Source organism: Acidovorax sp. GW823-FHT02H02 (assembly GCF_058797075.1).
This window is the reverse complement of record NZ_JBXAJH010000002.1, coordinates 316,641-342,360: the sequence shown is the minus strand read 5'-3', so window position 1 is coordinate 342,360 and position 25,720 is coordinate 316,641. Positions and strand designations below refer to the sequence as shown.

Sequence of the window (25,720 nt, the reverse complement as noted above, 5' to 3'; positions counted from 1 at the left end):
GTGATTCAGTAGCGCGTGTGGCTCAATTCGGCGAATAAATCGCTATAAATCTTATAGCGATTTGCGCTGATTCCCTCTGCGCTGGCATTCTTTTCGAGTGCTGTAATCACGCCGCAACCCGGTTCGTGCAGATGGCTGCAGTTGTAGAACTTGCAGTCGGTGGCGTGGACGGCGATGTCGGGCATGCAGGATGCGAGTTGCATGGGAGCGATGTGCTGCAGGCCGAACTCCTGAAAACCCGGCGAATCAATTAGGGCGGTGGTGCGGGCGCTGTCCACCCAGTACCAGTTGGTGCTGGTGGTGGTGTGCTTGCCCGAGTTCAGTGCCTGTGAAATCTCGCCTGTCAGCACGCTGGCGCCCGGCACCAGCAGGTTGATCAGCGTGCTCTTGCCTGACCCCGAGGGACCCAGCACCAGCGTGGTCTTGCCCTGCAGGTGTTGCATGAGCAAGGCGCGGTCCACGTCGCCCGACATCGACAACGACAGCGGCAGCACGCCATAGTGGTGCCCGCCCCCCATGTGGCGGTAAGGCAGCAGGCGCTCCCAGGCGCGGGCAAAGGGCTCCACCAGATCGCTCTTGTTGAGCGCGATCAGGGGCTTGATGCCAGCTGCTTCTGCGGCGATCAATGCGCGGGCCAACTGGCTTTCCGAGAACACCGGTTCGGCTGCGATCAGGATCAGGATCTGGTCGAGATTGGCGGCGAAGGACTTGGTGCGGATCTCGTCCTGGCGGTAGAACAGGTTGCGCCGCTCCAGCACCTTTTCGATGGTGCCTTCCTCGCCCTGGCCCTGTGGAGGGGCTTGCCACAGCACCCGGTCGCCCACCACGGCCTGGTTCTTCTTGCCCCGCGGATGGCAGATGCGGCGCTGCCCATCGGCGGTTTCCACCATGCAGTGGCGCCCGTGGCCGGCCACCACAAAACCTTCCATCAGGGCGCTGCGTTCAGTCATGCGGACGATTGGCAGGGTTCATGCCAGCAGGGCGTCGAATCGGGCTGCGCAATCGAAGTCGGTGGCGGAGATGCCCTGCACGTCGTGGGTGTTGAGGCGCACCACACAACGGTTGTAGTGCACCGACAGATCGGGGTGGTGGTCTTGCGCGTTGGCCACGAAGGCCACGGCATTCACGAACGAGATGGTCTCGTAGTAGTTGGCGAAATGAAAGGTCTTTTCGATGGCCACCTGGGCGCCATCGCCGCTCAGGGACCAGCCCTCGATCTTGGCCAGATTGGCCACAATTTCTGTGGCTGTCAGCGCACGGCGGGTAAGCGCTGACCAGTCTTTTTTCTTTAACATCGATGTCATGGTCGGGCAGGTGAGGGCATGCGGGCCAGCCGCTCGGAAGCGGGCGGATGCGAGTAGTAGAACTTCACATACACCGGGTCGGGGGTGAGTGTGGAGGCGTTGTCTTCGTAAAGTTTGAGCAGCGCCGAAGAAAGATCGGCACCGCTGGCCTGGGATGCCGCATACGCGTCGGCTTCAAATTCGTGGCGGCGCGACAACTGGGCAAACAGGGGCGCAATGAACAGCGTGAAAACAGGCACCGCCAGCAGGAACAGCAGCAGGGCCAGCGCATCGTTGGGCGCGGCAGCCACGGACAGGTCCAGCGAGATATTGGGGCGCACGCCCAGCCCGGTATAAAACCACACCTGGGTGGACAGCCAGCCGAGCAGGGCAAAACCGACCAGGCTCAGGGCAAACAGGCTCGCCACGCGCTGGAGGATATGGCGGTGCTTGAAGTGCCCGAGCTCATGGGCCAGCACGGCTTCGACTTCGCCCGGGGAGAGCTGGCGCAGCAGGGTGTCATAGAAAACGACGCGCTTGGCGGCGCCAAAGCCGGTGAAATAGGCATTGGCATGGGCGCTGCGGCGGCTGCCATCCATGACGAACAGCCCTTTGGCCGCAAAGCCGCAACGTTGCATCAGCGCCGTGACGCGGGCCTTGAGCGATTCATCTTCGAGCGGCTGGAACTTGTTGAACAGCGGCGCGATGAAGGTGGGGTACAGCACCATCAGCAGCAGGTTCAAGCCCATCCACAGGCCCCAGGCCCACAGCCACCACAAGGGCCCGGCAGCGCCCATCAGCCACAGGATCAGCGCTGCAATGGGCAGACCGATGAGGGTGCCCACGAGGGCCGATTTGGCCAGATCGGCCAGCCACAGGGCCAGCGTCATCTTGTTGAAGCCGAAACGCTGCTCGATCACGAAGGTCTGGTACAGCGTTACCGGCAGGTCGATGGCGGCACTGATGACCACGAAGGCCCCCAGCAGGGCCAGTTGCTGCACCATGCCGCCACCCAGGGCGCCCAGCAGCGCCTGGTTCAGGGCGTCCAGGCCGCCCAGCAGCGTCCAGCCCAGCAAGACAGCGGCGCCGAGCGCCATCTCCAGCAGGCCAAAACGTGCCTTGGTGATGGTGTAGTCGGCGGCCTTCTGGTGGGCGGCCAGCGCAATGCGCGTGGCAAAGGCCTCGGGCACGCTGGACCGGTGCTCGGCCACATGGCGAATCTGGCGGGAGGCTAGCCAGAATTTGAGCAGCAGGCCAGCGCAGACGATCGCAGCAAAGGCGAATGTGAGTGCGGTGGAGGGCGAAAAAGCGTCGGGCGTGGGCATGAGGGGGCGAGTTTAGGCCATCAGCGACAATGCGCGCCATGTCTGAAGCCAACAACCCCGTACCCCCCGTGCTTTCCAAATCGGACCAGAACCTGGTCTGGCTGGACTGCGAAATGACCGGCCTGGAGCCCGATACCGACCGCCTGCTGGAGATTGCCGTGATCGTGACCGGCCCCCAGCTGGAGCCCCGCATCGAAGGCCCGGTGCTGGCCATTCACCAGGCGGATGAACTGCTGAACAGGATGGATGCCTGGAACAAGGGCACGCATGGCCGTAGCGGCCTGATCGACAAGGTGAAGGCCTCTACGGTGACCGAGGCCGAGGCCGAGCAGCAGATCCTGGATTTCCTGGCCCGTTACGTGCCCAAGGGCACGGTGCCCATGTGCGGCAACAGCATCGGCCAGGACCGGCGCTTTCTGGTGCGCTACATGCCAAAGCTGGAGCGCTTCTTTCACTACCGCAATGTGGACGTGAGCACCCTCAAGGAACTGGCCAGGCGCTGGAAGCCCGAGGCCTACAGCAGCTTCAAGAAGGCGCAAAAGCACACCGCGCTGGCCGATGTGCACGAGAGCATCGACGAACTGGCGCACTATCGCAAGAACCTGCTGTCCGTCTGACGACGGCCGGGCGCCGCATTGCCGGGCGAGTGACAGTTTGATGGCCCGGCATGCGGGTGCAATTCAAAGAGGGCTTGCGGGGAAACCCTTAACTGTGCGACAATCGCTGGCTGCGCAGGAAACTGTACGCAGATTGTGCATCTCCCCTCACACACCGGGCTTGCCAGCCGGCTGTCTCAGACAGCGCAGGACTGGCGAACAACGCCCACCCGCATGCCGCCCAGAGCGCATGCAGGTTTCGTTTGATGGTTGATGTTTTTTAACCATTGACGAAGCCATCGCGGGTTACGCCTGCGAACGTCTTCGTGAGAGAAAAATTCATGACCGACACCTCTTTGGTGCAGGGCGATTTCGCGCCTGCCGATACTTCTATTGCTGCCGATATTGCCGTGCAGCCTACCCTTGAATCTTCTGTGGAATCCACCAGCGAGGCTGTCACTGCCGAGCCCAATGGTTTCATCGAGTTGGGACTGGCGCCTGAACTGGTGCAAGCTGTGGCCGATCTGGGCTACACCCAGCCTACCAGCGTGCAGCGCAAGGCCATTCCTCTGGCCATGGGTGGTGGCAACGACGCCACCAAGTTCATCGACCTGATGGTCTCCAGCCAGACCGGTTCCGGCAAGACCGCTGCTTTCCTGCTGCCCGTGCTGAACACGCTGATCCAGCAACAGGCCGAGGCCGAAGCCGAAGAACGCGCCGCCTTCGAGCGTGCTGTGGCCGAAGCCGCTGCCCGGGGCGAGCCCGCTCCCAAGCGCGCCAAGCGCAAGGACCCCACCAACTCGCGCAATTTCAAGGCCGCCACCCCTGGCGCCCTGATCCTGTGCCCCACGCGTGAACTGGCGCAGCAGGTCGCGCACGACGCCATCGACCTCGTCAAGCACTGCCGCGGCCTGCGCGTGGCCAACGTGGTGGGTGGCATGCCTTACCAGCTGCAGATCGCCAAGCTGCAGAACGCCAACCTCGTGGTCGCCACCCCCGGCCGCCTGCTGGACCTGCAGCGCTCGATGCAGATCAAGCTCGACAAGGTGCAGTTCCTGGTGGTTGACGAAGCTGACCGCATGCTCGACCTGGGCTTCTCGGACGACCTGGCCGAACTGAACCAGCTGACCAGCCAGCGCAAGCAGACCATGATGTTCAGTGCCACCTTTGCACCCCGCATCCAGCAACTGGCCATGCGCGTGATGCACGACGGCGGCTCGTCCGTGCAGAAGGTGACCATCGATTCTCCGCAAGAGAAGCACGCCAACATCAAGCAGGTGCTGTACTGGGCCGACAACGCCCAGCACAAGCGCAAGCTGCTGGACCACTGGTTGCGCGACACCACCATCAACCAGGCCATCGTGTTTGCCAGCACCCAGGTGGAGTGCGACGGCCTGGCCAATGACTTGCAGCAAGAAGGCTTCTCGGCCGTGGCACTGCACGGCGCCCTGAGCCAGGGCTTGCGCAACCGCCGCTTGATGGCGCTGCGCGCTGGCCAGGTGCAGATCCTGGTGGCCACCGATGTGGCGGCCCGCGGCATCGACGTGCCCACCATCACCCACGTGTTCAACTTCGGCCTGCCCATGAAGGCCGAGGATTACACCCACCGCATTGGCCGCACGGGCCGTGCCGGTCGCGATGGCCTGGCGATCACCTTTGCCGAGTTCCGCGATCGCCGCAAGATCTTCGACATCGAAAGCTACAGCCGCCAGCAGTTCAAGTCGGACGTCATTGCCGGCATGGAGCCTTCGCAGCGCTCGCCCCAGGCGCCACGCGGTGGCGATTTCGGTGGTGGCCGTGGCGCCCCGGGCCGTTCTTACGACAACCGTGACAACCCGTCGCGTGGCCGCTTTGGCGGTCCCGCACGCGGTGGCAATGACCGTGGCGGTTTCGGGGGTGGCTTTGGCGGCGGTTTCGCTGGCCGTGGCAGCGACAACCGTGGTGCTTCCGCTCCCCGGGATGGCTACCAGGGTGGCAACGGCGGCTATGCCGGCCGTGATGACCGTGGCGGCTTCGGCGCCCCCCGTCGCGACAGCGAGGGCTACGGCCGCAAGCCCGGCTTTGGCGATGCGGGCCGTGGTGGCTTTGCCCCCCGTGGCGACGCCGGCGCACCCCGCGGTGATTTCGCTCCCCGCAAGCCTGCTTTCTCCAAGCCAGCCGGCGCTGGTGGTGGCAAGCCTTTTGCTCCCCATGATGCCCGCAAGCGCCCTGCGCGCCCTGCACGCTGATTTGGCTGCTCAGACGCACTGACAAGCGTTCAAAAGGGCTGGCTCCGCAAGGAGTCAGCCCTTTTTTGTTCGCCATCGGTGGCGGTGGTCCGGCCGATGCGCGCCATGAACGCATCGGTCGTGCGCAGCAACTGGGCTATTTCATCGATCCCATTTCATCGATCTGTGTCGAGCCCGGTTGGGTGCGTCATCTGTGTCGTGGGTCGTTCAAGGGGGCGGGATATTCCGGTCGATTGTGGAAGGGCAGCTGGCAGTGGAGCATGCCAGTGCCGTCAACCATGCCCGGGGGTGCTGCGTCCAATCTCGGGCCAGCGATGGTGCACGCAGATCCAGGCCAGCATGCCGACGCCCATCATCATCAGCGACGCCACAGCCAGCCATACCGTGGAGTGCATCACCAATGGGGCCACCACGCCGGCCACCACGCCATTGGCGGCAGAGCCCACAAATGCTTGCAAGGACGATGCCATGCCACGTCGGTGCGGGTGCAGATCCAGTACCAGCAGGGTGACCACCGGCACCATCAATGCCCAGCCAAAAGCGAACAGGGCGACGGGTAGGAGTGCCCAGCTCGCATGCGCTGCAAAAACGGTATTCGCGACCACATTGGCAACCGCAACCACGCACATGATCGCGAAGCCATGCCGTATCTGCCGCTTGGGCGCAATGCGTCCTGCCAGCCGACCGCTCAGCCATGCGCCGCCCATGATGCCGCAGATGGTCAGGCCAAAGAACCAGAAAAACTGGGTAGGTGCCAGCCCCAGGTGGCCGCTCAGAAAGGCGGGGGCCGACAGCACATACAAAAACATGCCATTGAATGGCACACCGCTGGCGAGGGCCAGCAGGAGAAAACGCATGCTCGAACCCAGTTCCCAGTATCCCCGCAGGAGGTGCGGTATGTTGAAGGGCTGGCGCTGGTCCGCTTGCAGGGTTTCGGGCAGGAAGCGCAGGTTGGCGATCCAGAGCGCCACACCCACCAATGTCAGGAACCAGAAGATGCTGTGCCAGCCCAGATGCACAAACAGCCAGCCGCCAACGATCGGGGCAATGGCTGGCGCGACACCGAAGTAGATGGTGACCTGGCTCATGACCTTCTGCGCCTGGGCGGGCGGAAACATGTCGCGAATGACAGCGCGCGACACCACGATGCCGGCGCCGGTAGACAGGCCCTGCAGCGCGCGGAAGACCACCAGTTGTCCAATGGTCTGAGAAAGCGCGCAGCCGGCCGATGCCAGCGTGAACATCGCAATACCGGTCAATACGACAGGTCTGCGGCCAAAGCTATCCGCCAGCGCGCCATGAAACAGATTCATGAAGGCAAAGCCGAACAGATAGGCAGACAGCGTCTGCTGCATCTCCACCGGCGTGGCTCCCAGGGCAGAAGCAATGCCCGAGAACGCGGGAAGGTAGGTATCGATCGAAAAGGGTCCGAGCATGCCCAGCACAGCCAGCAGCACGGCCAGCGCCCATTGGGGTGCAGGCCAAAGCAGGCGGGCTTGTGGGTTCATGGAGTGGTGGAGTCAATGGATCGAGAGGGGGCCGGAAACGACGGGGGCGTCATGATCGGTGCCGGGCCGGTCCATTATCAACGAGCGATTTCACCTGGGGGTGGCGCAGCAGCTGGGTCCATCCATGGGGCGAGTGCAGGCGCATCGCGTGCCGATGCAGTCGACCTGGCAGACCCGGTAAATAAAAAAGCCCCGCCATCTTGAAGAAGGCGGGGCTTTCCAGTTTGGTGGGTCCTGAGTGACTCGAACACTCGACCTACGGATTAAGAGTCTGGCTAAATTATCTTTTGCCATCCTTGACTATCCTAGATACAATCTATGTAAATCAATGACTTAGGTGTAATTTTTGCTTTTGTTCCTTGATTGAAGTAGGCTGAATTTTAGGAAATAGTCTTACATCCGCCCTTACATCCTGCCCGATGTAAGTCCAAAAGGGGCACCACATGGCAAAGATTGCATTCACTGCTGGTCGGGTTTCTGGGTTCAAGTGCCCGCCTGACAAGAAGCAGGCTTTCATGTGGGACGTGACCGCGCCGGGGCTTGGACTGAGGGCAACGCCAGCCGGGAAGCCTGCCTACGTGTTCCAAGGTGTGTACCAAGGCAAAGACCTGCGCATAACCATCGGGAGCCCCGCCGCCTGGAGCATTCCAGACGCGCAAGCCAAGGCACGCGAACTGCAACGCCTGATTGATGAAGGCAAAGACCCCCGCGACCTGAAACGCGAAGCATTGGCCGTCCATGCTGAAAAGCAAGCCGCCGCCGCCGTCCAAGCCGTTACCGTGGGCGAGGTGTGGGCTATTTACATTGAGGCCCGCCGCCCGCATTGGGGAGCACGGCACCATGCCGACCATGTGAAGCTGGTACAAGCCGGGGGCGAGGTTTCCAAGCGTGGCACCCGTGGCCGTGGTAAGACCGTCGCCGGGCCATTGCATCCGCTGATGGGGCTTGCGCTGCGTGACCTGACAGCGCCCGTTATCGAGGCATGGGCAGCACGCGAGGCACAAACCCGGCCAACGTCTGCCCGCCTTGCATGGCGCTGCCTGAAAGCCTTTTTGAGCTGGTGCGCAGAGCAGCCGGAATATGCGCCAGTGCTGCCCAGCGTGAACCCTGCCAAGACCAAGAAGGCCCGCGAGGCATTGGGCAAAGCCGGGGTGAAGCAGGATGCACTGCTGAAAGAACAATTGCCCGCGTGGTTTTCTGCCGTTCAACAGGTACAGAACCCTATCGCCGCCGCTTACTTGCAAGTGCTGGTGCTGACAGGCGCAAGGCCGGGCGAGGTGCTGGGGCTGCGATGGGAGGACGTCAACACCAAGTGGAAGGGCCTGACCATTCGCGACAAGGTGGAAGGAGAGCGCACCATCCCCCTGACGCCCTATGTGTCGCACCTGCTGCACTCCTTGCCGCGCCGCAGTGACTGGGTGTTCTCCAGCACCGCACGGGGCAAGGACACCGAAGGGCAGACCCTGAGCATCCCGAGAGCCCCACACAATGCCGCCTGTGCTGTGGCCGCTATCGAGGGGCTTACCCTGCATGGCCTGCGCCGTTCGTTTAAGAGCCTCACTGAGTGGCTCGAAATACCCGCCGGTGTGGTGGCTCAAATCATGGGCCACAAGCCCAGCGCAACCGCCGAAAAGCACTACACCGTGCGCCCGCTTGACCTGCTGCGCGTGCACCATGAGCGCATAGAGGCGTGGATATTGGAGCAGGCCGGGGTGAAGTTTGACGCCCAAGTCGTGCCCGGTGCGCTTCGCGTGGTGCAAGCCGCGTAATTCAGTTTTTGTCCCAGCTAGGCCCGCTTCGAATCCGGGCCGAAAAGTCGGACACCTTCACCGACCTACTGGGGCGTCTTTATGAAGGGCGCGAGAAGGATCCCACCAAATGCCGGAAAATTACTACCTGTCCGACCTTCAGCCGTTTCTGCCCTTCACCCCCACTGACGACGATGCGCCTTTTCCCTGGCGGTTCGAAGCTGCAAGCGGGCATGTGCTTTATCTCGCCGACGACAAAGGGTTATGGATGCGAGTCCTAGGTGAACCCGAAGAACCAATGAATTTTGAGGTCATCACAGGGTTTCGGCCGGACGAGCTGGTACGCAAAAAGGCAGGCGCCATTTACATCTACACGCTCAAAGACGGCGGGGCAATACTGCCGTTCCCATTCACCGCCACCCAGTTGCTGGAGCTGGACGAGCGAGCTGGTCGTGTTTTCTCTGAGCGAATTTGCTGCGATGGAGAAGGAGAAAACGGCGCCAACGAAACAGACGAACTGATTGCAGAGATTGCGCAGCGCAGTCCCAGGGCTGCAGAGCTTGCCCGCGCCGTTGTTTATGGCGAAATCCCGCCAGAGCATGGTGCAACGTCCGCGCCCGTGGCAGACATCGCCAGCAAGGCGCCGGGCACGCAAAGTTTGCCTATGAAAAAAGATGCATTGATTGCAGCGTTTCAACATGGATGGCCTTCAATCGCGGCTGACATAAACGAAGCCTCGCGAAACGGGCTGAAGGCTGCGGCGCACGCTGGGAAGCACGGCTATTGGCACGCGCCTAAGGCCAGCGAATGGGCAGTCAGCAAGGGCAAGATAAGGCAGGCTGCGCCAACGCTACCCATGGCGTTGGGGTGGGGGGCTGTCACTCGAAATCGAAGCTGAGACCACTCACACGAAACCCGAATATCGGGTTTTCTTCGGGGATTTGTCGGGAAATATCGGAGCTTTTGCAATTCACCTCCAGCCAGCCAAGACAACCCGGTCAAGGCGGCAGAAAGGTGAACCATGAAAGCACAGCGAGCCCCGAACGAGCCGGGACACAAGCAAAGCGAATTCCCCCCGCTGGAGCAGGTAACGAAGCCAAACCTGACCACCAAGGAATTTTGTTTCTATACCAATCTGGCAGAACAAACCGCGTGGCTGTACGCCTGCAAGGAATCGGGGCCTATCAGACCACTTCGGATTGGGCGCCGCCTTAACTGGCCTACCAAGTCGGTAAAAGAACTGTGCGGGGTGGCGCAATGATGGCCACCACTTACTCCCATCCGGACGGCCACGGAATCGTCTTGGGCGATGACCTGATGACCGCCTGCAGCAGCGAAGGTGCCACCGTTTCTCCGTCCATCGGCCCCGATGCCCTGCCCGCCTTAGGTGCTGCGCTGATCGAGCACTCCATTGCAGATGATGCCTCGGAACGTGCAGGGGCCGCTTTGGGCGGCGAGCTGCTAAACGAACTGCTGGCGCTGCGTGACCACCCCCAGGCAGAAGCATTCCGCGCTCTACGCGACAAGCTGTATGCCCTGGGCAAGTTGGAACACTTCGACAGCGCTGCCGGTGGCTTTGCAGTGGCTGTGGTCAGCGTGCTGGAGGTGGGCGTTGCGAACCTGCCCAAGTTCGAGGGAGTGCATGAATGAGCGTCGTCACGCGCTTGCGACAAACCTTGAGATTGGTCCACCGCGCCGATGGGCAGTCGGCCGGTGACTATGGGGCAAGTCAGAGCAGACAAGTGAATTCCAACATTCTGGGTGCGGCAGACGCAATGGGTTGTCGATGCGGGCCCGGGCGTGTTGCCAGCCCGCGCTACACCTGTGTGAGCTGCGCACGGTTTGCGTTGTATGGCCGCCAGCTCGAGGAGCGCAATGCATACAGAGCACGTGGGGCGTGGCGATGACCCTCGAGTACAGCCTACAACCTGGTGACCTGGCCGAAATGGCAGGGTTCAAGATGGGTGAGCGCACCCTGGAGGCGTTTTTCCAAGTCGCCAGCCAGCAAGAGCGGGCCAAGCTCCTTGAAAACGCGCTGCTGGAGATCTACTGCGCGCCCAACAAAGGCGAGCGGGTCGCCAAAGGCATGGCTGCCGCCCTGGTGGCGGTCATTGAGGCGGGCCTGTTTCACGAACTGAACAGGCGGCGCTGATGGCACGAATCCGAACCATCAAGCCTGAGTTCTTCACGAGCGAAGACATAGTGTCGTTGTCCCCCTTGGCGCGATTACTCTACATCGCACTTTGGTGCGAAGCAGACAAGGAAGGCCGCCTGGTGTGGAAGCCGCTCACATTCAAGCTGCGCTATCTGCCCGCAGACGATTGCGACATCAAAGCACTGTGCAAAGAGATTGTTGATCGCGGCCTTGTCACGCTCTACGGCGAAGGCTACGCGGTGATCCCAGCATTTCGCGCGCACCAGCATATCAACCCACGCGAGAGCGCGTCACAACTCCCTGAGCCTGTCGCGATCACCACGCGTAAGGCACGTGTCGGCACGCGCAATTCACGCGTCAGCTCTGGTGCAAATCTAGATGTGCACGCACAGGTAGGAAGGGAAGGGAAGGGAAAGGAAGGAATAGATGACGCGTCAGCGAAGCCGGCAAGAGGAGCAAGCGCAAAAGCATCGCCGCATGGTTTTGATGAATTTTGGCAGGCTTACCCGAAAAAGGTCGGCATAGACGACGCTCGAAAAGCATTTGCCAAGCGCAAGCCTGATGACGCCCTGTTGGCGACAATGCTGGCAGCAGTCTCAGCTCAGCGCGAGTCTCAGGCCTGGATCAAAGACGGCGGACAGTTCATACCCAACCCAGCGACGTGGTTGACGCAGGGGCGCTGGCAGGACGAGTTGCCAGGTAATGCGATGACGAGCCGCGAGCAAAGCAGCCTGGGGATGTTTGTATGACTGGCCAGGACGCAATCATCAAGGTTCGCCGCCAGGGCTACGCGCCCGACTTGGTGCGGATCGAGGACCACCCGGTTCGCTACCCCGACGCATCCACTGTGGTGATGGCGCCGGCCGATGTCCCTGAACTGCAGGACTGGCGTTTCACCGTGGGCCTGACGGTGATCGTCACGTCATTCGACGCGGACCGCGCCAGCCGCATCGCTGTGAGCTGCGCAGCGTTCGCAAGGCGCGTCATCACCAACACCCTCACCGCCAAGCCGAACCACTGGGGCCACCCCGTAGCAGTGGTTGGGCGCATTGACGACACCCAAGGACTTCTTGCATGGCCTACCTGATAACCCCCGATGAAATCGACTTCGCCGCCTATGAGCGCGAAACCGACGCGCAGCAAAAGATCAAGCCTGCCGGCCAGTACGTGCAGGAGCTGATTGACCGCATCCGCAACCCGGTCAAGGCTCACCGTGCACTGATGCCCTGGCGCAAGACCCATAGCCTTATCCAGTTCCGCCCTGGTGAGGTGACGTGCTGGGGTGGGGCGAACGGCAACGGTAAAAGCTTGGTAACGGGTCAAGTGGGCCTGAGCTTGTGCGCCCAGGATGAAAAAGTCGGCCTGGCCAGCTTTGAAATGAAGCCCATCAAGTCGCTGGAGCGCATGGGGCGCCAGTGGTCGGGACAGAACCCGATGGACCCGGCTTTCGCCGGTAGCCCGGAGGCACAGGCCGCGCTGGTGGACCTGTACGAGCAGTTCCGCGACTGGACAGATGGCCGTCTGTGGCTCTATGACCAGCAGGGAACCGTGACGGCAAATCAGGTGGCCGCCGTGGTGCGCTACTGCGCGAAGGAAAAGGGCATCACCCAGTTTTTCGTGGACAGCCTCATGAAGTGCGTGCAGGGCGAGGATGACTACAACGGACAGAAATCGTTTGTTGACGAGTTGACGTGCATTGCCCGTGACTACTCAATGCACATCCACCTGGTGCACCACATCAAGAAGCCACCGACCGAGGACCACAAGCCAAACAAGTACGACTACAAGGGTTCCGGCGCGATCACCGACCAGGTGGACAACGTTATCAGCGTGTGGCGCAACAAGGCCAAGGAGCGCAAGACCGAAGAAGGCAAGACGGTGGACGACAAAGAGCCCGACGCCCTGCTGATCTGCGACAAGCAACGCAACGGCGACTGGGAGGGCTCCATCGGCCTTTGGTACGACCGGGCAAGCCAGCAATTTGTCGCGTCCGCAGACGCAAGCCCCTTGGTGATGTTTCGCCATCCTGAGGATCTATGACGTGGGCCACATGTGAGCTCGTGGTGGTGCCAACTGTCGCTGCCTGAACTGGATCAGAAAGTTAGCAGAGATGGCGAAGTTTCAAAAAGGACAGTCGGGTAATCCGGCCGGGCGCCCCAAGGGTGTGCCGGATCGCCGGGGCGCGTTACGCGCAAAGCTGCTGCCTCATGCGGAGGATCTGATCACCATGGTGGTGGCTTATGCCAAGGCCGGCGACATGCAGGCCATGCGCATAGTGATGGAGCGCATCCTGCCACCACTGAAGGAGGAGCCTCTGGACTTGAAGCTCCCCAAGATCGACTGTCCTGAGGACTGCAGCAAGGCGCAGGCTCATGTGCTGCAGGCCGTGGCCTCAGGTGAACTGTTGCCCAGTGAGGGGCAGGCCATGTCCAACCTGATCGACGCACAGCGCCGGTCGTTGGAGACCACCGACATTGCCGCGCAACTTCAGGCCCTGCGCGACGAGCTCACACAACTGAAGGATGCCAAGCGATGACTCAACAGATCCGCAAGGAGATTGCAAGGCTAAAAAACGAGCTTGATGCCGTGAAGCCAAAACCTTTGAAGACGGTGGTTCTCCTGGGGAGGCCCACCCCTGAAATGGGGCGGCAGGCGATGAACGACTTTGAAAAGGAGTTGGCTGAGGCCAAGGCAAACTCTTTTGATGTAATCGTGCTGTGTGCGCTGGGAGGACACGAAGGGGAGAGGCCAGGAGCCGTAAGCCCCAAGGCCATAAGCGATGCCATGCGCTCGGCCTGGATGAAATGACCTGCCCCCTGTTGCCATACCAATCAAAAGTGGAAATGCGGTGTTCAAGATTAATCTACAGGGCTATGGGTTGATAGGGATTGAGCTGCACCGTCAGCGAGCTGGAAATCCAGCTCGACGAATCGAGCCGGTAGCTTGCGCCTCAGTCTGCTGTGCGGCCTGATCTCGTTGTAGTCCGGACACCATGCCACCACCACTATCCTGGCCTGATGCAGCGGTCTGAAACCAGGATTCGTTCAGGTGCTCGTCACGGAACTCTCGATGTATCCGTTCTGCATGGGGCGTCCTGGCTGGGTCAGGATGTGGCGAATGCCATGAGCCTGTGCCCAGGCCATGAACGCCCGGCTTGTGAACTCGGGGCCGCTGTCTGTACGTACCGCCTGCGGGTGACCTACCTCAAGCCCGCACCACCGCCAACCCATCCCATCCCATCCCACTCCGTGGTGTAACCCGGCGTCCTGCGTTCCTGGCGCATAGCCCACGACCGGCCATCCCCCTCCAGTCCCGCGCTGGCCAGTTGCCTGCAGCCTTCATGCCAAAGTGCCACTCGTTGCCCTTTTGGCTTGAGTGCATCTGCGGGTCGCGCTTTTTGTCCTTGTTCTTGGTGGAGCTGGGCGCTGCGATCAAGGTGGCGTCCACGGCTGTGCCCGCTTTGAGCAGCAGGCCCTGGGCTGCCAGAAGTTCATTGACTGTGACCAGAATCTGGTCGGCCAGTTTGTGCTTTTCCAGCCGATGACGGAACCTCAAGATGGTGCTCTCGTCTGGCAGGCGTCCATGGGCATCGAGCTGGGCAAACTCCCGGTAGAGCGGGGTGTCAAAGAAGGCTTCTTCCATGCCCAGATCCGACAAGCTGAACCATTGCTGCATGCAGTGGATGCGCAGCATGGTCTCCAGGGCAAAGGGCGGGCGCCCGTTCTTGCCTTCTGGGTAATACGGGGCAATGAGGTCGACCAACGCAGCCCAGGGAACCACCAGCTCCATCTGGGCCAGCAGCTCCTGCTTGCGGGTTCTCTTGGTGCTCAGGTTCAGATCCAGGCTGCTTTGCTTCATGGGCTACGAGGATGCCATTGGCTGCTGACGTCTATCAAACAGGCAGAGAGGTTTTGCAGGATTTCCCTTATTCAGCATTGACCATTGGTTGCTTGTCCCAAACGTAGTTCCGGTGAGAGTTCTAAGCCGTCGCCCGGTGGCCACATCCCCATCGGCACATCTGGACAGATATGGTCAATCCGGCACCCGCGGCAACACCGTGGGTTAAGAGCTACACGAAACAGGGGCAAGGTCAGTGCCCAAGACGACGTGCATGGAGATGCTGCAAGCGCGAACGACAACCACCAGCCTTCACGGGGCGCCCTTGCGCGATGACGCTCGCTTCACATGTTGCATCGCCGTACGGTGGCCAGGCGTGGATGCAGAAAAGGCAAATGCGTCGGCTTCGTGCGCGAGATAGTCCTCGAGGCCCGGCGCCCAAAATCTGCGGCACAGGGACTTGGTAAGCATGCGCGCCTCGCGGGGTAATCGTGCTAGCTCCTGCGCCAGCGCAGCGGCGCTGGTCCGCAGTTCGCTGGCCGGAACGACGCGCCGGGTCAGACCGAGGCGCGCTGCTTCCTCGGCGCCGAGTGTCCCGGCGGTGAGGAGCAAGTCCAGCGCGATGGGCACGCCCAGCTTGGCCTGCAGGAAGTAGCTACTGCCCCCGTCCGGAATGATGCCGAGGCGCAGGAAGGGAAAAGAAAACTTCGCGTCGGTCGACATCACCAGAATGTCGGCCGACAGTGCCAGCGACGCCCCCCCACCGACAACTGCGCCTTGCACGGCTGCAATCACAACCTTGGGGCTGTGCACGACGGCCAGGTGGTTCATCTGCGCTGCGAGCACGCGCTCGCGCCAGCTCGAGGGATTGTCCGGCAGGTCTTGAAGGTCGAGACCACCGCAAAAACTTTGCCCTTCCGCCTGGATCAGCACGACGTCGATCGTCTCGTCAACTGCCACGTCTTTCAGCCGCTCCTCAAGTGACGCGCGCATCGCCACGGAAAGCGCATTTGCTTTGTGCGGCCTATTTAAGGTAATAGTGGCTAGTGGACCGGTCTTCTCGATCAGGGTGTGTGGGACTTCCAAGGGTGTCTCCATGCAGATTTGATGGGGCTTCCGATGCTCGGTACTTTCCCCTATATAGGGTCCGATGAACTGGGGTAGCATAAGTTTCATCGAACGAACGTTAGGCAGATTTTGGCAGAGCCGAACGGTCGTTGCAAGCAATCAACGTGGCCGGAGTAGCAGATGTTTTTTAGCGATGACCAACACGCGATGCGAGAGGCAGTGCGCCGCTTTTCAGTTGAGCGTCTGTTGCCGGATTACCAGGCCCGCGAGCGCTCAGGCCGCCTCGACCGCGCGCTCGTACTCGAGATGGGGCGGCTCGGGTTCATCGGCGTTGATCTGCCGCAGGAGTACGGCGGCCTCGGTTCCGACAGCGTTACCACGGGGATGCTGATGGAGCAACTCGCCTATGGCGATTTCAACGTCAGCTACGTGCAGCTGATGGCATCCCTCATGGGCAGCATTATCGTTCGCAACGCCACGAGTGCGCTGGCGGCGCACTGGGTGCCACGCATCGTCAGCGGCGAGGCGATCATCGCCTTGGGCCTGACTGAGCCGCGCGGAGGCTCCGACGCCGCCAACCTGCAGTTGCGGGCGTACCGCGACGGCGGTGATTACGTGCTGAGCGGCGAGAAGACGTCAATCAGCTTCGCCGACCAGGCCGATGCCGCCGTCGTCTTCGCGCGCACCGGGTCCATCGAGGAAGGCGCGGGCGGAGTCAGTGCCTTCCTCGTCCCGCTACACCTCCCCGGCATCAGCCGTACTGCCTTCGACGACGTGGGCAGCAAGATTGTCGGCCGCGGCTCGCTCTTCCTGGACGATGTGCGTGTGCCTGCGGCGTATCTGCTGGGCGTGGAAGGGACCGGCTTCACACAGGTGATGCGCGGCTTCGACTACAGCCGTATCCTGATCGCACTGCAATGCATCGGCGCTGCGCAGGCGTCCCTGGACGAAGCTTGGGCCTACGTGAAGGACAGGGAAGCCTTTGGCGCGCCGCTGGCTCAGTATCAGGGGGTGAGCTTTCCGCTGTCAGAGGGCGAGACGCTGATTGCTGCCGCCCGCGAGCTTTGCTACCACGGGCTGCAGTTGAGGGATGCCGGGCGGCCGCACACCGCCGAAGCGGCGATGGTCAAGTGGTTCGCGCCCAAGACCGCGTTCGACGTGATCCACCAGTGTCTGCTCAGCTTCGGTCACTACGGGTGGTCTATGGACCTGCCGCACCAACAGCGCATGCGTGATGTCATGGGACTGGAGATCGGCGATGGGCCGGCGCCCGTGATGAAGTTGATCATCGCCCGTGAGAAAGTCGGCCGCATCGCTGTGCAGTACGCGGGAAAAACCAGGGCGGCTGCGGCCGCGAGGTGAAGTATGGAACACCAGCAGATGACGGTGCGATTCGAACAAGTGGCTGGTGTGGCCACGATCACCCTCGATCGCCCTGAGCGACTCAACGCACTCAGCCAAGACATGAAGAACGCGCTGCTGGAGCGGCTGCAACACTGCGCGCAGAACGATGCAGTGCGGGTGGTGGTGTTGCGTGGAACCGACAAAGCCTTCTGCTCCGGCGCCGACGTCACCAGCATGTCCGAGCCCACCATCCCGATCGGCCGGCAGCGGCTGCACGGTGCGCACCAGATCATCAAGGCCATCGTGCACATGGAAAAGCCCGTCATCGCCGCCGTCGCGGGGGCAGCGACCGGTATCGGCTGGAGCCTGGCACTGGCAGCAGATTTCATCCTGGCCTCGCCGGCCGCGCGCTTCGGGCAGGTATTTCGCAAGATCGGGCTTGTGCCTGACGGTGGCAGCGTCTACATGCTTACCCAGTATGTTGGCGTCCTGCGGGCCAAGGAGCTCACCATGACGGCCCGCCTCGTGGGTGGTGAAGAGGCGTTCCGCCTCGGGTTGATCACCGAACTTGTGGATGGCGCCGCGCTTCACGAGCGAGCCGATGCGCTCGCGCGCGAACTGGCCGAAGCTGCCGGGCTGGCGCTAGGAATGACCAAGCGGCTGTTCCTGGCGACCGGCGGCTGCGATCTCGACCAGTTCCTCGAATTCGAATCGCACGTCCAGAACCAGTTGATCCAGACCCAGGACCACGCGGAGGGCGTGCGAGCGTTCCTGGACAAGCGAAAGCCTTCGTTTAAGGGTCTCTGACCGGTGGCACCGCACGGGCGCCAGTCACAAGACGAGCGTGTCAACAGATTTATAGAAGGAGACAACATGTCTAGTTTGATGCAAGTCCTGCGAACCGGCGCCCTGGCCGGCGTCGCCGCGTTGATCGCGCTGTCCGCACAGGCCCAGGAGTACCCAACCCGGACGATCCGATTCATAGCCCCCATTCCGGCAGGCGGCAGCACAGAAGTGCTCGCGCGCGATGTCGCCCAGAAGCTCAGCGAGCGCTGGGGCCAGCCGGTAGTCGTCGAGAACCGACCCGGAGGCGCCGGCAGCATCGGCTCCGCCATGTTGGCGACCTCCCCTGCAGATGGCTACACGATCCTGCTGGTCAACTCCAGCCACTCGATCAACCCGCACGTCTACAAGAACCTGCCTTTCGACGCGATCAAGGACTTCGCTCCTGTGTCCATCATGACGGATTTGCCAATGGGCGTATTCGTCAATCCGAAGGTGCCGGCGAAGAACCTCACCGAGCTGATTGCCCTGATCAAGGCGAATCCAGAGAAGTACAGCTTCGCGTCCTCCGGCAACGGTGGTGCCGGACACCTCACCGGCCAGATGTTCCAACAGCAGAGCGGTGCCACGTTGGTGCACGTGCCTTATCGTGGCAGCTCGCTCGCCGTCAACGACGTCGTCGCCGGCCAGGTTCCCATCCTGTTTGCCGATGTACCGGTGGCAGCGCCTCACGTGAAAAGCGGCGCCCTGCGCGGCCTGGGCGTCACCTCGCACACCCGTCTGGCGTCTATGCCGGATGTGCCGACCTTCCAGGAGGCCAATGTCACGGGGATGGACTTGTCAGTATGGATCGGCGTACTCGCGCCGGCCAACACGCCGCCGCTCATAGTCAAGAAGTTGAGTGAGACGATCGCCAGCATCCTGAAGGAGCCAGCCATGGCTGAACGGGTGCGCGGCCGCGGTTTCAACATCGTGGGCAGCACCCCCGAAGAATTCGCCGCAGTCATTCGCAGGGACTACGATCGTTTTGGCAAGGTCGTTCGCGAGACCGGCGTGAAGGTGGAGTAATTGCAGATGGAGCAAGAAGTTTCCGATTCCGAACTCGAGGAGTTCCGGTCCGCCGTGCGCAAGTTCGCCACGGAGGCGCTCGCCGGCAAGGCCGCCCACTGGGATGAACAGGAGGAGTTTCCGGCCGAAAACCGCGACTTGCTCGCGCGCCTGGGTTACCTGGGCCTAGTCATTCCGCAGGAGTACGGAGGTTCGGGCGCCACCATCGCGCATGCCTGCGTGTTTTTGGAAGAGATCTCCCGGGTCTGTTTCAACACAGGGTTGATCTGCCAACTGGCGCTCAACGGTCCCTCTCGGGCGATCGAGATACTCGGAACTCCAGAGCAGAAGGCGCGGTGGCTGCCCAAGTGCGTGAGCGGAGAATACATGTTTGGCATCGGGATCAGCGAGCCGGGCGCCGGCTCCGCTGTCACCGACCTGTCGACGTCTGCAACCGAAGACGGCGACGACTACATCCTGAGCGGCCAGAAGGCGTTTTGCACGGGGGGCGCACAAGCCACTCACGTTTTGGTGTTCGCCCGCTTTGGCAAGACCACTGGCGCCAATGGCATCGGCGCTCTGATCGTCGAGAAGGGCGCGCCGGGCTTTGAAATCGGGCATGCCGCTCCCAAGATGGGTGGCCGCGGCGTCGGGGAGGTGGAGCTGTTCTTTGACAACTGCCGGGTGGCGAAAGAAGACGTGCTCGTGCCGGGTGACTTGGGCTCGACCAAAAGCTTCCGCCTGTTGATGAACTCTTTCGGTCCCGAGCGGGTCGGCAACGCGGCCATGTGCCTGGGCGTCGCCCAGGCCGCGTTCGACTTGGCGGTGGCCTACTCGAGTGAACGCACCCAGTTCGGCCGGCCGATCTGCGAGTTCCAAGGAATCCAATGGAAGATAGCCGACATGGCGACCCAGCTCCACGCGGCCCGCCTCATGGTCCGGCACGCCACAACCCGGCTGGAAGGCGGCTTTCCGCGCGCGCTCGAGGCGACTTACGCCAAGCTTTACGCCAACGAGATGGTGCAGCGAGTCACCAACGAGGCGCTGCAGATTCACGGCCACTATGGCTACACGCGCGAGTTCCCGCTGGAGCGGATGGTGCGCGACTCCCGCGGCTTCGCGTTGGGTGGCGGCACCGTCGAGATCCTGCGCAACACGGTGGCCTCACTGGTCTACGGTCGCAGCTTCGACCAGCGACGCAGCTGACACTCTCCCAGATACAAACAAGGACAGGACATGGATTTCGAATACAGCGAAGAGCAGCGCATATTGCGCACCAGCGTGCGCCGCATGCTCGACGAAGTCGCGACGCCCGAGTACGTGCGCGCCACAGACCGCGAAGGACGCTACCCGTACGAGGTGTACCAGGGCTTCGTCGACCTCGGCCTCGTCGCCATGGCGTTCCCCGAGGCGTACGGCGGCCTGGGCGGCAACATCATGGACTTCGTCGCGGTGTCGGAGGAGATTGGGCGCACCAGCTACGACTACCTCGGCGGCTACGGCACCAGCGTCTTCAATGGCATGAACCTGCTGCACAACGCGAGCGAGGAACAGAAGCAGTACTTCATCCCGAAACTGATCAAGGGCGAGATCCGCATGTCCATAGCCATGACGGAGCCGGGAGCGGGTTCGGATGCGGGCGCAATGCGGACGACCGCGCGGCTCGATGGTGATGCGTGGGTGCTGAACGGCCAGAAGGTGTTTTCCACCGGCTCCGGCGCACGCGATGCTGTAATCTCGGTGTATGCGAAGACGGACGCCAGCGTGCCGTATAAGCAAGGGATCTCGCTATTCCTGGTGGACAACACGACGCCTGGAATTCAACTGCGCAAGCTCGACACGCTCGGCCGCCGCTCGATAGGCACGTACGAAATCTTTTTCGACAACGTCCGCGTCCCGAAGGATCGCCTGGTGGGCGAGGTCAACTGCGGCTGGAACTACATGCTGTCAGGGCTGCAGCTCGAACGTATGATGACAACCGCGGGCTACTGCGGCGCCGCGCAGGCCACCGTCGATCTGGCGCTGCAATACGCCAAGGAGCGCAAGCAGTTCGGCCAGGCGATTGGCGACTTCCAGGCCATTGCACACATGCTGGCCGACATGCAGGCCGAGGTGGAGGCCGCACGCATGCTGATGCTCAAGGCCGCCTGGGAGATGAGCATCGGGCGCGACGCGCTCAAGACGCTGTCAATGGCCAAGCTCATCGCGTCCGAAACCTACGTCAAGGCTGCCAACAACGGCATGCAGATCATGGGTGGCTACGGCTACATCATGGAGTTTGACATGCAGCGGCATTTCCGTGACGCGCGATCGACGACGATCGCCGCCGGCACCTCCCAGATGCAGCGCAACCTGATCGCGCGCCAGATGGGTCTGAGCCCGCGATAGCCGATGCCGATCACCCTGGAGCTACGCGGCAGTGTCGCCGTGATGACGCTGGACAACACGGCGGCGCGCAATGCGTTGACGCCCGATATGCGGCGCGAAATGGAACGTGTGGTGTACCAGGTGCGGGACGACGATTCGATTCGTGCGCTGGTCATCACCGGCGCTGGCGACGCCTTCTGTTCGGGCGGCGACATCAAGACCTTCGGCAGCACCGGCGCCCTTGCGATGCGTGACCGGCTGCGGCAGCAGCACCGCGTTACGCTGGCGCTGTACGGGCTTGAGAAGCCCGTGGTCGTCGCGGTGAATGGCGTGGCGTTCGGGGTCGGCTTCAACGTCGCCCTGCTGGGCGACGTCATCCTCGCTTCCAGCACCGCCCGTTTCTGCCAGAGCTACAGCAAAGTCGGGATGATCCCGGACGGTGGAGGGCTCTACCTGCTGGCGCGCATCGTTGGCACGCAGCGCGCCAAGGAAATGGTGCTGCTGGCCGACGTGATCGACGCGGAGCACGCGAAGCAGCTCGGCATCGTGCGGGCGGTGTTTTCTCCCGAGATCTTGATGGACGAGGCCATGGGCCTGGCCGAGCGGCTGGCGGCCGGACCCACCCGGGCCTTTGGCCTCGACAAGGCCTTGCTTGCGCGCGGTCTGTCAATGAACCTCGAGGAATTCCTCGAACTTGAAGCGTCGGCGGAGGCGGTCATCATGCAGTCCGAGGACCATGTGAACGCCGTCGACGCGTTTAGGAACAAGACGGTGCCCCAGTTCCGCGGGAACTGAGTGCAGCCACCCACTTAGGACTCCAGATGACAGGCGCACTTTCAGGAATCTTCGTCCTCGACTTGACCCGCATCCTCGCCGGCCCCTGGTGCACGCAGATGCTGGCTGACCTGGGCGCCGACGTGGTCAAGGTGGAGCGGCCGCAAGCGGGCGACGACACGCGGCACTGGGGCCCGCCGTGGGTGACGGCGGCCGAAGGAGCGCGCGCGGACTCCACTTACTACACCGCAGCCAACCGCAACAAGAAGTCGATCTCGGTCGACATCGCCAGCGAGGAAGGTCAGGCCCTGGTGCGCGAACTTGCGCTTCGCGCCGACGTGGTGGTGGAGAACTACAAAGTGGGCGACCTCGCGCGCTATGGGCTCGACTACTCCTCGCTCCGCGAGATCAACCCGCGCCTAGTCTATTGTTCCATCACCGGTTACGGCCAGGACGGCCCGTATGCGGACCGCCCGGGCTACGACTTCGTCTTCCAGGGCGAGGGGGGGCTGATGAGCGTGACCGGCGAGGCCGACGACAAGCCGGGCGGCGGGCCGCAGAAAGTGGGGGTTGCCGTAACCGACCTGATGACCGGCATGTATGCGAGCATTGCGGTCCTCGCTGCGCTGAACCACCGGCATGCATCAGGCACGGGGCAGTATATTGACATCGCTCTGCTCGATTGCATCGCCGCGATGGGTGCCAACCATGCGGCGACGCACCTGCTCACCGGTAGCGTGCCGCGCCGTTATGGCAACGCGCACGCGGTGATGGTGCCGTATCAGGTGTTCCGCACTTCGAACGGGCACATCATCGTCGCGGCCGGCAACGACGGTCAGTGGCAGCGGTTCTGCGTGGCGATCGAGCGGCCGGACCTCGGCGCCGACGCGCGCTTCAGCACGGCGCCGGGACGCATCACGCACCGTCTGGAACTGATCCCGGAAATGGAACGCACCATGCTGACCCTGCCGTCGGAGCACTGGCTGGAGCGCCTGAGCGCCCACGATGTGCCCAACGGCCGCATCAACGACTACCGACAAGTCTTCGAACACCCGCAGCTCGTGCACCGGGGCATGCGTGTCGACATTCCAACCGGCCATGGCGCCAGCATGGCATCCGTCGGTAATCCGATCCACTTGTCGGAGACGCCCGTCACCTACCGGGCCGCGCCTCCCCGGCTGGGACAACACACGGCCGAAGTGCTGGGCGAGCTGCTGGGGAAGACCGGCGAAGAGCTCGCCGCCCTCCAGCGCAAAGGCATCATCTAAGCACCGGTGCGATCAATCGCTGACCAACCCGTCGGCAATGATCGTGTACAGCTGATCGGCCAGCTTGTCGAACGATCCCTTCTCGGGGTCGTACCACTCCACTGTCCAGTTCAGCGCGCCGACAATGAACACCCGAATGATGCTCAGGTCTAGGTTCGACCGCAGAGATCCTTCGGCGACCGCTTGCTCCAGGAACCCGTCCCACCAGTCGGCAAAGGCGCGCCGTGCCACGTGGTGCCGCTTGCGTACGTCGGGCGGCACCTGCCCGTAGATGCGAATGTTGGCCGAGGAAAAGTCGCCCACCTGGAGCAAACCGTGCAGATGGCTGCGGATCACGGCGCGTAGCCGCTCGCGAAAGGGCGTGCCCGCAGGCAGCTGCGCCACGGCCTTGTTTACTTCCTGGACGATGACCCGCAGACCTTCTTCCAGCACGTGGTGCAGGATCTCTTCCTTCGACTCGAAGTGGTAATAGATACTCCCGGCCTTGATGTTCGCCTCGGCCGCAATCTGGCGCAGCGATACCGCCGCGTAGCCGTTCTCGCGCAGCAGGCGAGCAGCGTGTTGCAGGATGATCGAGCGCGTTGAGGACTTTGCCTTGGCTGCCGGCACGGCCTTTCTGGCCGTGCGCTTGCGCCCCGCGGTCGACGGCACTGTCTTGCGCTCCCGCGCTATTTTGATACTTGTAGCCATTCGAGTAGATTCCGCCCGCCGCATGGCCGATAGGGGGGGATTATTGCACATCGCGCTTCCAATCTGCCTAACGTATGTTAGACTAATTTCGCAGCCCCCGCAGATGGGCTGGAGGAGACAAACATGAAGGGTTTAAAGGATCGCCGGGTAATCCTCACGGGTGGCGCAAGCGGTATCGGGCGGGCCGCGGCCTTGCGGTTGGGGGCCGAAGGATGTGTGGTCGGGATCTTCGACCTGAATGGCGAAGGTGCCACGCACACCGCCGACAGCATCAACGAAGTTGGGGGCCGAGCAGCGGCATGGCAGTTGGACATCTCCGATCTGTCGGCCGTCGAGTCCGCTCATGCAGAGTTCGAGCAGCGCTTCGGACCGGTCGAAGGTCTCGCCAACATCGCAGGCTGGGACGCGGTCAGCAACTTCCTCAACACCGACCGTGCGTTTTGGGACAAGGTCGTGCACATCAACCTATACGGTCCGCTAACCATGCACCACGTGGTGCTCAAGGGCATGGCGGCGCGTGGTTTCGGGCGCGTGGCGAACGTGGCATCCGATGCGGGCCGCGTTGGGTCGTCGGGAGAAGCAGTCTACTCCGCGTGCAAGGGCGGCATCATCGCATTCACCAAGACCATGGCACGCGAGTTGGCGCGTAATGGAGTGACCCTCAACGCGCTGTGCCCTGGTCCGACAGACACGCCGATTCTCCAGAGCTTTACTGGCGCCGGCGAGGCTGGCGCCAAGATTGCCGAGGGACTCAAGCGCGCCATTCCGCTCAAGCGTTTGGGCGAACCCGAGGACTACGCGGGGATGCTCGCGCTGATGCTGTCGGACGAGGCAGCTTTCATGACCGGCCAGGTGCTCAGCATCTCTGGCGGTCTCACGATGCACGGATAACCTGGGACACTACATGAACTACGAAGATATCCTGTACGAGAAGCGCGACGGCGTTGCGCGGATCACCATCAACCGGCCGACGGTCTACAACGCGTTTCGCGCCCAGACTTGCGAGGAAATCATCGCGGCCATGAGGGATGCAGACCATGATCGCGCCATCGGCGTCGTGGTGATCACCGGCGCGGGTCAGAAGGCGTTTTGCACCGGCGGCGATCAGTCGAGCCACGAAGGCAGCTACGGCGGCCGCGGCGTGATCGGGCTTCCGGTGGAGGAAATGCAGAGTGCGATCCGCGACTGCCGCAAGCCCGTGATCGCCCGGGTCAACGGCTTTGCCATCGGTGGCGGCAATGTGCTTGTGACTGTGTGCGACCTCGCCATCGCCGCCGACACAGCCATGTTGGGGCAGGTGGGCCCAAAAGTGGGCTCGGTCGACCCGGGCTGGGGGACAGCACTGCTAGCGCGAGTCATTGGCGAGAAGAAGGCGCGGGAAGTCTGGTATCTCTGCCGGCGCTATTCCGCCGTCGAGGCAGAGCGCATGGGCTGGGTTAATAAAGTCGTGCCGGCTGAGGACCTGGACATCGAAGTGGATCTCTGGTGCCGCGAGATCCTCGAGAAGAGCCCGACCGCATTGGCGATCGCGAAACGCTCATTCAACCAAGACTCCGATTCCATCCGAGGCATCGGCAACCTTGGCTTTGAGGCGTTGGCCCTATTTTACCAGACCGAGGAGTCCAAGGAAGGCGTGCAGGCGTTCCTGGAGAAGCGCAAGCCCGACTTCCGCGGCAAGCTGAAATCCTGAGCGAGGCAC

29 protein-coding genes and 2 pseudogenes are annotated in these 25,720 nt (G+C 62.3%); 21 read left to right on the top strand and 10 right to left on the bottom strand.

The window, feature by feature from the left end:
* Positions 1 to 5: 5 nt before the first annotated feature.
* From rsgA to AC1RDS_RS03370, 3 genes are read right to left on the bottom strand one after another with little or no spacing between them, the layout of a single operon-like run.
* Complete coding sequence (gene rsgA / locus AC1RDS_RS03380; protein WP_026435875.1) at positions 6 to 950, bottom strand: ribosome small subunit-dependent GTPase A; 945 nt, start codon at positions 948 to 950, stop codon at positions 6 to 8.
* Positions 951 to 968: 18 nt separating this feature from the next.
* The gene (locus AC1RDS_RS03375; protein WP_026435876.1) at positions 969 to 1,304 is read right to left on the bottom strand and encodes a 4a-hydroxytetrahydrobiopterin dehydratase; all 336 of its coding nucleotides are present in this window, start codon (positions 1,302 to 1,304) and stop codon (positions 969 to 971) included.
* Positions 1,301 to 2,608 (bottom strand): M48 family metallopeptidase, encoded by a 1,308-nt coding sequence (locus tag AC1RDS_RS03370; protein ID WP_026435877.1) that lies wholly within the window; start codon positions 2,606 to 2,608, stop codon positions 1,301 to 1,303. The genes AC1RDS_RS03375 and AC1RDS_RS03370 overlap by 4 nt, the downstream gene beginning before the upstream one ends.
* Before the next feature lie 38 nt (positions 2,609 to 2,646).
* On the opposite strand from AC1RDS_RS03370, the gene orn reads away from it, so the two are divergent.
* Both orn and AC1RDS_RS03360 read left to right on the top strand, forming a co-directional pair.
* Positions 2,647 to 3,225, top strand: coding sequence for an oligoribonuclease (gene orn, locus AC1RDS_RS03365; protein ID WP_026435878.1), 579 nt, complete (start codon positions 2,647 to 2,649; stop codon positions 3,223 to 3,225).
* 320 nt (positions 3,226 to 3,545) lie between these two features.
* Entirely contained in the window at positions 3,546 to 5,432 is a 1,887-nt protein-coding gene (locus AC1RDS_RS03360; RefSeq protein ID WP_026435879.1) for a DEAD/DEAH box helicase, read from the top strand.
* A gap of 272 nt (positions 5,433 to 5,704) precedes the next feature.
* On the opposite strand, the gene AC1RDS_RS03355 is transcribed toward AC1RDS_RS03360, so the two are convergent.
* Positions 5,705 to 6,940 (bottom strand): multidrug effflux MFS transporter, encoded by a 1,236-nt coding sequence (locus AC1RDS_RS03355; protein WP_092697194.1) that lies wholly within the window; start codon positions 6,938 to 6,940, stop codon positions 5,705 to 5,707.
* Positions 6,941 to 7,383: 443 nt separating this feature from the next.
* Between AC1RDS_RS03355 and AC1RDS_RS03350 the strand changes: the two genes are divergently transcribed.
* The 10 genes from AC1RDS_RS03350 (at position 7,384) to AC1RDS_RS03305 (ending at position 13,651) form a co-directional block, all read left to right on the top strand.
* Positions 7,384 to 8,709, top strand: coding sequence for a tyrosine-type recombinase/integrase (locus tag AC1RDS_RS03350; RefSeq protein WP_492226692.1), 1,326 nt, complete (start codon positions 7,384 to 7,386; stop codon positions 8,707 to 8,709).
* 109 nt (positions 8,710 to 8,818) lie between these two features.
* Positions 8,819 to 9,586 (top strand): hypothetical protein, encoded by a 768-nt coding sequence (locus tag AC1RDS_RS03345; RefSeq protein ID WP_492226691.1) that lies wholly within the window; start codon positions 8,819 to 8,821, stop codon positions 9,584 to 9,586.
* Between the two features lie 123 nt (positions 9,587 to 9,709).
* Positions 9,710 to 9,949, top strand: coding sequence for a hypothetical protein (locus tag AC1RDS_RS03340; RefSeq protein ID WP_492226690.1), 240 nt, complete (start codon positions 9,710 to 9,712; stop codon positions 9,947 to 9,949).
* Entirely contained in the window at positions 9,949 to 10,338 is a 390-nt protein-coding gene (locus AC1RDS_RS03335; protein WP_492226689.1) for a hypothetical protein, read from the top strand. Before AC1RDS_RS03340 ends, AC1RDS_RS03335 begins: the two co-directional genes overlap by 1 nt.
* Positions 10,339 to 10,585: 247 nt before the next feature.
* Positions 10,586 to 10,840: a hypothetical protein gene (locus AC1RDS_RS03330; RefSeq protein ID WP_492226688.1), complete on the top strand. Its 255-nt coding sequence runs from the start codon at positions 10,586 to 10,588 to the stop codon at positions 10,838 to 10,840.
* The gene (locus AC1RDS_RS03325) at positions 10,840 to 11,592 is read left to right on the top strand and encodes an LvrA C-terminal domain-related protein (protein ID WP_492226687.1); all 753 of its coding nucleotides are present in this window, start codon (positions 10,840 to 10,842) and stop codon (positions 11,590 to 11,592) included. The genes AC1RDS_RS03330 and AC1RDS_RS03325 overlap by 1 nt, the downstream gene beginning before the upstream one ends.
* Positions 11,589 to 11,930 carry a hypothetical protein gene (locus AC1RDS_RS03320; protein ID WP_492226686.1) on the top strand — a complete coding sequence of 114 codons (342 nt, stop codon included), beginning with the start codon at positions 11,589 to 11,591 and terminating at the stop codon, positions 11,928 to 11,930. The genes AC1RDS_RS03325 and AC1RDS_RS03320 overlap by 4 nt, the downstream gene beginning before the upstream one ends.
* Positions 11,918 to 12,883 carry a DnaB-like helicase C-terminal domain-containing protein gene (locus tag AC1RDS_RS03315; RefSeq protein WP_492226685.1) on the top strand — a complete coding sequence of 322 codons (966 nt, stop codon included), beginning with the start codon at positions 11,918 to 11,920 and terminating at the stop codon, positions 12,881 to 12,883. The genes AC1RDS_RS03320 and AC1RDS_RS03315 overlap by 13 nt, the downstream gene beginning before the upstream one ends.
* Positions 12,884 to 12,953: 70 nt before the next feature.
* Positions 12,954 to 13,379 carry a DUF5681 domain-containing protein gene (locus tag AC1RDS_RS03310; protein ID WP_492226684.1) on the top strand — a complete coding sequence of 142 codons (426 nt, stop codon included), beginning with the start codon at positions 12,954 to 12,956 and terminating at the stop codon, positions 13,377 to 13,379.
* The gene (locus AC1RDS_RS03305) at positions 13,376 to 13,651 is read left to right on the top strand and encodes a hypothetical protein (protein WP_492226683.1); all 276 of its coding nucleotides are present in this window, start codon (positions 13,376 to 13,378) and stop codon (positions 13,649 to 13,651) included. Before AC1RDS_RS03310 ends, AC1RDS_RS03305 begins: the two co-directional genes overlap by 4 nt.
* A 50-nt stretch (positions 13,652 to 13,701) precedes the next feature.
* Here the strand turns inward: AC1RDS_RS03305 and AC1RDS_RS03300 are convergent.
* The 5 genes and pseudogenes from AC1RDS_RS03300 to AC1RDS_RS03280 all read right to left on the bottom strand — a co-directional run.
* Positions 13,702 to 13,869: pseudogene (locus AC1RDS_RS03300) on the bottom strand (integrase core domain-containing protein); the annotation flags it as partial.
* 18 nt (positions 13,870 to 13,887) lie between these two features.
* Positions 13,888 to 14,073, bottom strand: coding sequence for a DDE-type integrase/transposase/recombinase (locus AC1RDS_RS03295; RefSeq protein WP_492226682.1), 186 nt, complete (start codon positions 14,071 to 14,073; stop codon positions 13,888 to 13,890).
* Positions 14,043 to 14,198 (bottom strand): DUF4113 domain-containing protein, encoded by a 156-nt coding sequence (locus AC1RDS_RS03290; RefSeq protein ID WP_492226681.1) that lies wholly within the window; start codon positions 14,196 to 14,198, stop codon positions 14,043 to 14,045. Before AC1RDS_RS03290 ends, AC1RDS_RS03295 begins: the two co-directional genes overlap by 31 nt.
* Positions 14,177 to 14,701 (bottom strand): annotated as a pseudogene (locus tag AC1RDS_RS03285) (IS5 family transposase); the annotation flags it as partial. The gene AC1RDS_RS03290 and the pseudogene AC1RDS_RS03285, both read right to left, overlap by 22 nt.
* Before the next feature lie 291 nt (positions 14,702 to 14,992).
* Entirely contained in the window at positions 14,993 to 15,766 is a 774-nt protein-coding gene (locus AC1RDS_RS03280) for an enoyl-CoA hydratase/isomerase family protein (RefSeq protein ID WP_492226680.1), read from the bottom strand.
* 162 nt (positions 15,767 to 15,928) lie between these two features.
* Between AC1RDS_RS03280 and AC1RDS_RS03275 the strand changes: the two genes are divergently transcribed.
* The 7 genes from AC1RDS_RS03275 (at position 15,929) to AC1RDS_RS03245 (ending at position 23,331) form a co-directional block, all read left to right on the top strand.
* Positions 15,929 to 17,110 (top strand): acyl-CoA dehydrogenase family protein, encoded by a 1,182-nt coding sequence (locus tag AC1RDS_RS03275; protein ID WP_492226679.1) that lies wholly within the window; start codon positions 15,929 to 15,931, stop codon positions 17,108 to 17,110.
* A 3-nt stretch (positions 17,111 to 17,113) separates the two neighbouring features.
* Entirely contained in the window at positions 17,114 to 17,899 is a 786-nt protein-coding gene (locus AC1RDS_RS03270; protein WP_492226678.1) for an enoyl-CoA hydratase/isomerase family protein, read from the top strand.
* A gap of 66 nt (positions 17,900 to 17,965) precedes the next feature.
* Positions 17,966 to 18,943 carry a Bug family tripartite tricarboxylate transporter substrate binding protein gene (locus tag AC1RDS_RS03265; protein ID WP_492226677.1) on the top strand — a complete coding sequence of 326 codons (978 nt, stop codon included), beginning with the start codon at positions 17,966 to 17,968 and terminating at the stop codon, positions 18,941 to 18,943.
* 6 nt (positions 18,944 to 18,949) lie between these two features.
* Positions 18,950 to 20,128 (top strand): acyl-CoA dehydrogenase family protein, encoded by a 1,179-nt coding sequence (locus AC1RDS_RS03260; RefSeq protein ID WP_492226676.1) that lies wholly within the window; start codon positions 18,950 to 18,952, stop codon positions 20,126 to 20,128.
* 30 nt (positions 20,129 to 20,158) lie between these two features.
* Positions 20,159 to 21,310, top strand: coding sequence for an acyl-CoA dehydrogenase family protein (locus AC1RDS_RS03255; protein ID WP_492226675.1), 1,152 nt, complete (start codon positions 20,159 to 20,161; stop codon positions 21,308 to 21,310).
* A gap of 3 nt (positions 21,311 to 21,313) precedes the next feature.
* Positions 21,314 to 22,084 (top strand): enoyl-CoA hydratase/isomerase family protein, encoded by a 771-nt coding sequence (locus AC1RDS_RS03250; protein WP_492226674.1) that lies wholly within the window; start codon positions 21,314 to 21,316, stop codon positions 22,082 to 22,084.
* A 26-nt stretch (positions 22,085 to 22,110) separates the two neighbouring features.
* A complete protein-coding gene (locus tag AC1RDS_RS03245; protein WP_492226673.1) occupies positions 22,111 to 23,331 on the top strand; it encodes a CaiB/BaiF CoA transferase family protein in 1,221 nt (406 codons plus the stop codon).
* Between the two features lie 12 nt (positions 23,332 to 23,343).
* On the opposite strand, the gene AC1RDS_RS03240 is transcribed toward AC1RDS_RS03245, so the two are convergent.
* Positions 23,344 to 24,021, bottom strand: coding sequence for a TetR/AcrR family transcriptional regulator (locus AC1RDS_RS03240; protein WP_492226672.1), 678 nt, complete (start codon positions 24,019 to 24,021; stop codon positions 23,344 to 23,346).
* 123 nt (positions 24,022 to 24,144) lie between these two features.
* On the opposite strand from AC1RDS_RS03240, the gene AC1RDS_RS03235 reads away from it, so the two are divergent.
* Together AC1RDS_RS03235 and AC1RDS_RS03230 are read left to right on the top strand one after the other, a co-directional pair.
* Positions 24,145 to 24,912 (top strand): SDR family oxidoreductase, encoded by a 768-nt coding sequence (locus AC1RDS_RS03235; protein WP_492226671.1) that lies wholly within the window; start codon positions 24,145 to 24,147, stop codon positions 24,910 to 24,912.
* A 13-nt stretch (positions 24,913 to 24,925) separates the two neighbouring features.
* Positions 24,926 to 25,711: an enoyl-CoA hydratase-related protein gene (locus AC1RDS_RS03230; RefSeq protein WP_492226670.1), complete on the top strand. Its 786-nt coding sequence runs from the start codon at positions 24,926 to 24,928 to the stop codon at positions 25,709 to 25,711.
* The last annotated feature ends 9 nt before the right edge of the window (positions 25,712 to 25,720 follow it).

Coding starts and splice junctions, on each gene's coding strand:
- AC1RDS_RS03270 (WP_492226678.1), top strand. CDS start 17,114: ATGGAACACCAGCAGATGACGGTGCGATTCGAACAAGTGGCTGGTGTG.
- AC1RDS_RS03255 (WP_492226675.1), top strand. CDS start 20,159: ATGGATTTCGAATACAGCGAAGAGCAGCGCATATTGCGCACCAGCGTG.
- AC1RDS_RS03305 (WP_492226683.1), top strand. CDS start 13,376: ATGACTCAACAGATCCGCAAGGAGATTGCAAGGCTAAAAAACGAGCTT.
- orn (WP_026435878.1), top strand. CDS start 2,647: ATGTCTGAAGCCAACAACCCCGTACCCCCCGTGCTTTCCAAATCGGAC.
- AC1RDS_RS03335 (WP_492226689.1), top strand. CDS start 9,949: ATGGCCACCACTTACTCCCATCCGGACGGCCACGGAATCGTCTTGGGC.
- AC1RDS_RS03355 (WP_092697194.1), bottom strand. CDS start 6,940: ATGAACCCACAAGCCCGCCTGCTTTGGCCTGCACCCCAATGGGCGCTG.
- AC1RDS_RS03375 (WP_026435876.1), bottom strand. CDS start 1,304: ATGACATCGATGTTAAAGAAAAAAGACTGGTCAGCGCTTACCCGCCGT.
- AC1RDS_RS03295 (WP_492226682.1), bottom strand. CDS start 14,073: ATGGGTTGGCGGTGGTGCGGGCTTGAGGTAGGTCACCCGCAGGCGGTA.
- AC1RDS_RS03370 (WP_026435877.1), bottom strand. CDS start 2,608: ATGCCCACGCCCGACGCTTTTTCGCCCTCCACCGCACTCACATTCGCC.
- AC1RDS_RS03250 (WP_492226674.1), top strand. CDS start 21,314: ATGCCGATCACCCTGGAGCTACGCGGCAGTGTCGCCGTGATGACGCTG.
- AC1RDS_RS03245 (WP_492226673.1), top strand. CDS start 22,111: ATGACAGGCGCACTTTCAGGAATCTTCGTCCTCGACTTGACCCGCATC.
- rsgA (WP_026435875.1), bottom strand. CDS start 950: ATGACTGAACGCAGCGCCCTGATGGAAGGTTTTGTGGTGGCCGGCCAC.
- AC1RDS_RS03315 (WP_492226685.1), top strand. CDS start 11,918: ATGGCCTACCTGATAACCCCCGATGAAATCGACTTCGCCGCCTATGAG.
- AC1RDS_RS03260 (WP_492226676.1), top strand. CDS start 18,950: ATGGAGCAAGAAGTTTCCGATTCCGAACTCGAGGAGTTCCGGTCCGCC.
- AC1RDS_RS03345 (WP_492226691.1), top strand. CDS start 8,819: ATGCCGGAAAATTACTACCTGTCCGACCTTCAGCCGTTTCTGCCCTTC.
- AC1RDS_RS03230 (WP_492226670.1), top strand. CDS start 24,926: ATGAACTACGAAGATATCCTGTACGAGAAGCGCGACGGCGTTGCGCGG.
- AC1RDS_RS03340 (WP_492226690.1), top strand. CDS start 9,710: ATGAAAGCACAGCGAGCCCCGAACGAGCCGGGACACAAGCAAAGCGAA.
- AC1RDS_RS03360 (WP_026435879.1), top strand. CDS start 3,546: ATGACCGACACCTCTTTGGTGCAGGGCGATTTCGCGCCTGCCGATACT.
- AC1RDS_RS03350 (WP_492226692.1), top strand. CDS start 7,384: ATGGCAAAGATTGCATTCACTGCTGGTCGGGTTTCTGGGTTCAAGTGC.
- AC1RDS_RS03275 (WP_492226679.1), top strand. CDS start 15,929: ATGTTTTTTAGCGATGACCAACACGCGATGCGAGAGGCAGTGCGCCGC.
- AC1RDS_RS03240 (WP_492226672.1), bottom strand. CDS start 24,021: ATGGCTACAAGTATCAAAATAGCGCGGGAGCGCAAGACAGTGCCGTCG.
- AC1RDS_RS03310 (WP_492226684.1), top strand. CDS start 12,954: ATGGCGAAGTTTCAAAAAGGACAGTCGGGTAATCCGGCCGGGCGCCCC.
- AC1RDS_RS03320 (WP_492226686.1), top strand. CDS start 11,589: ATGACTGGCCAGGACGCAATCATCAAGGTTCGCCGCCAGGGCTACGCG.
- AC1RDS_RS03265 (WP_492226677.1), top strand. CDS start 17,966: ATGTCTAGTTTGATGCAAGTCCTGCGAACCGGCGCCCTGGCCGGCGTC.
- AC1RDS_RS03235 (WP_492226671.1), top strand. CDS start 24,145: ATGAAGGGTTTAAAGGATCGCCGGGTAATCCTCACGGGTGGCGCAAGC.
- AC1RDS_RS03325 (WP_492226687.1), top strand. CDS start 10,840: ATGGCACGAATCCGAACCATCAAGCCTGAGTTCTTCACGAGCGAAGAC.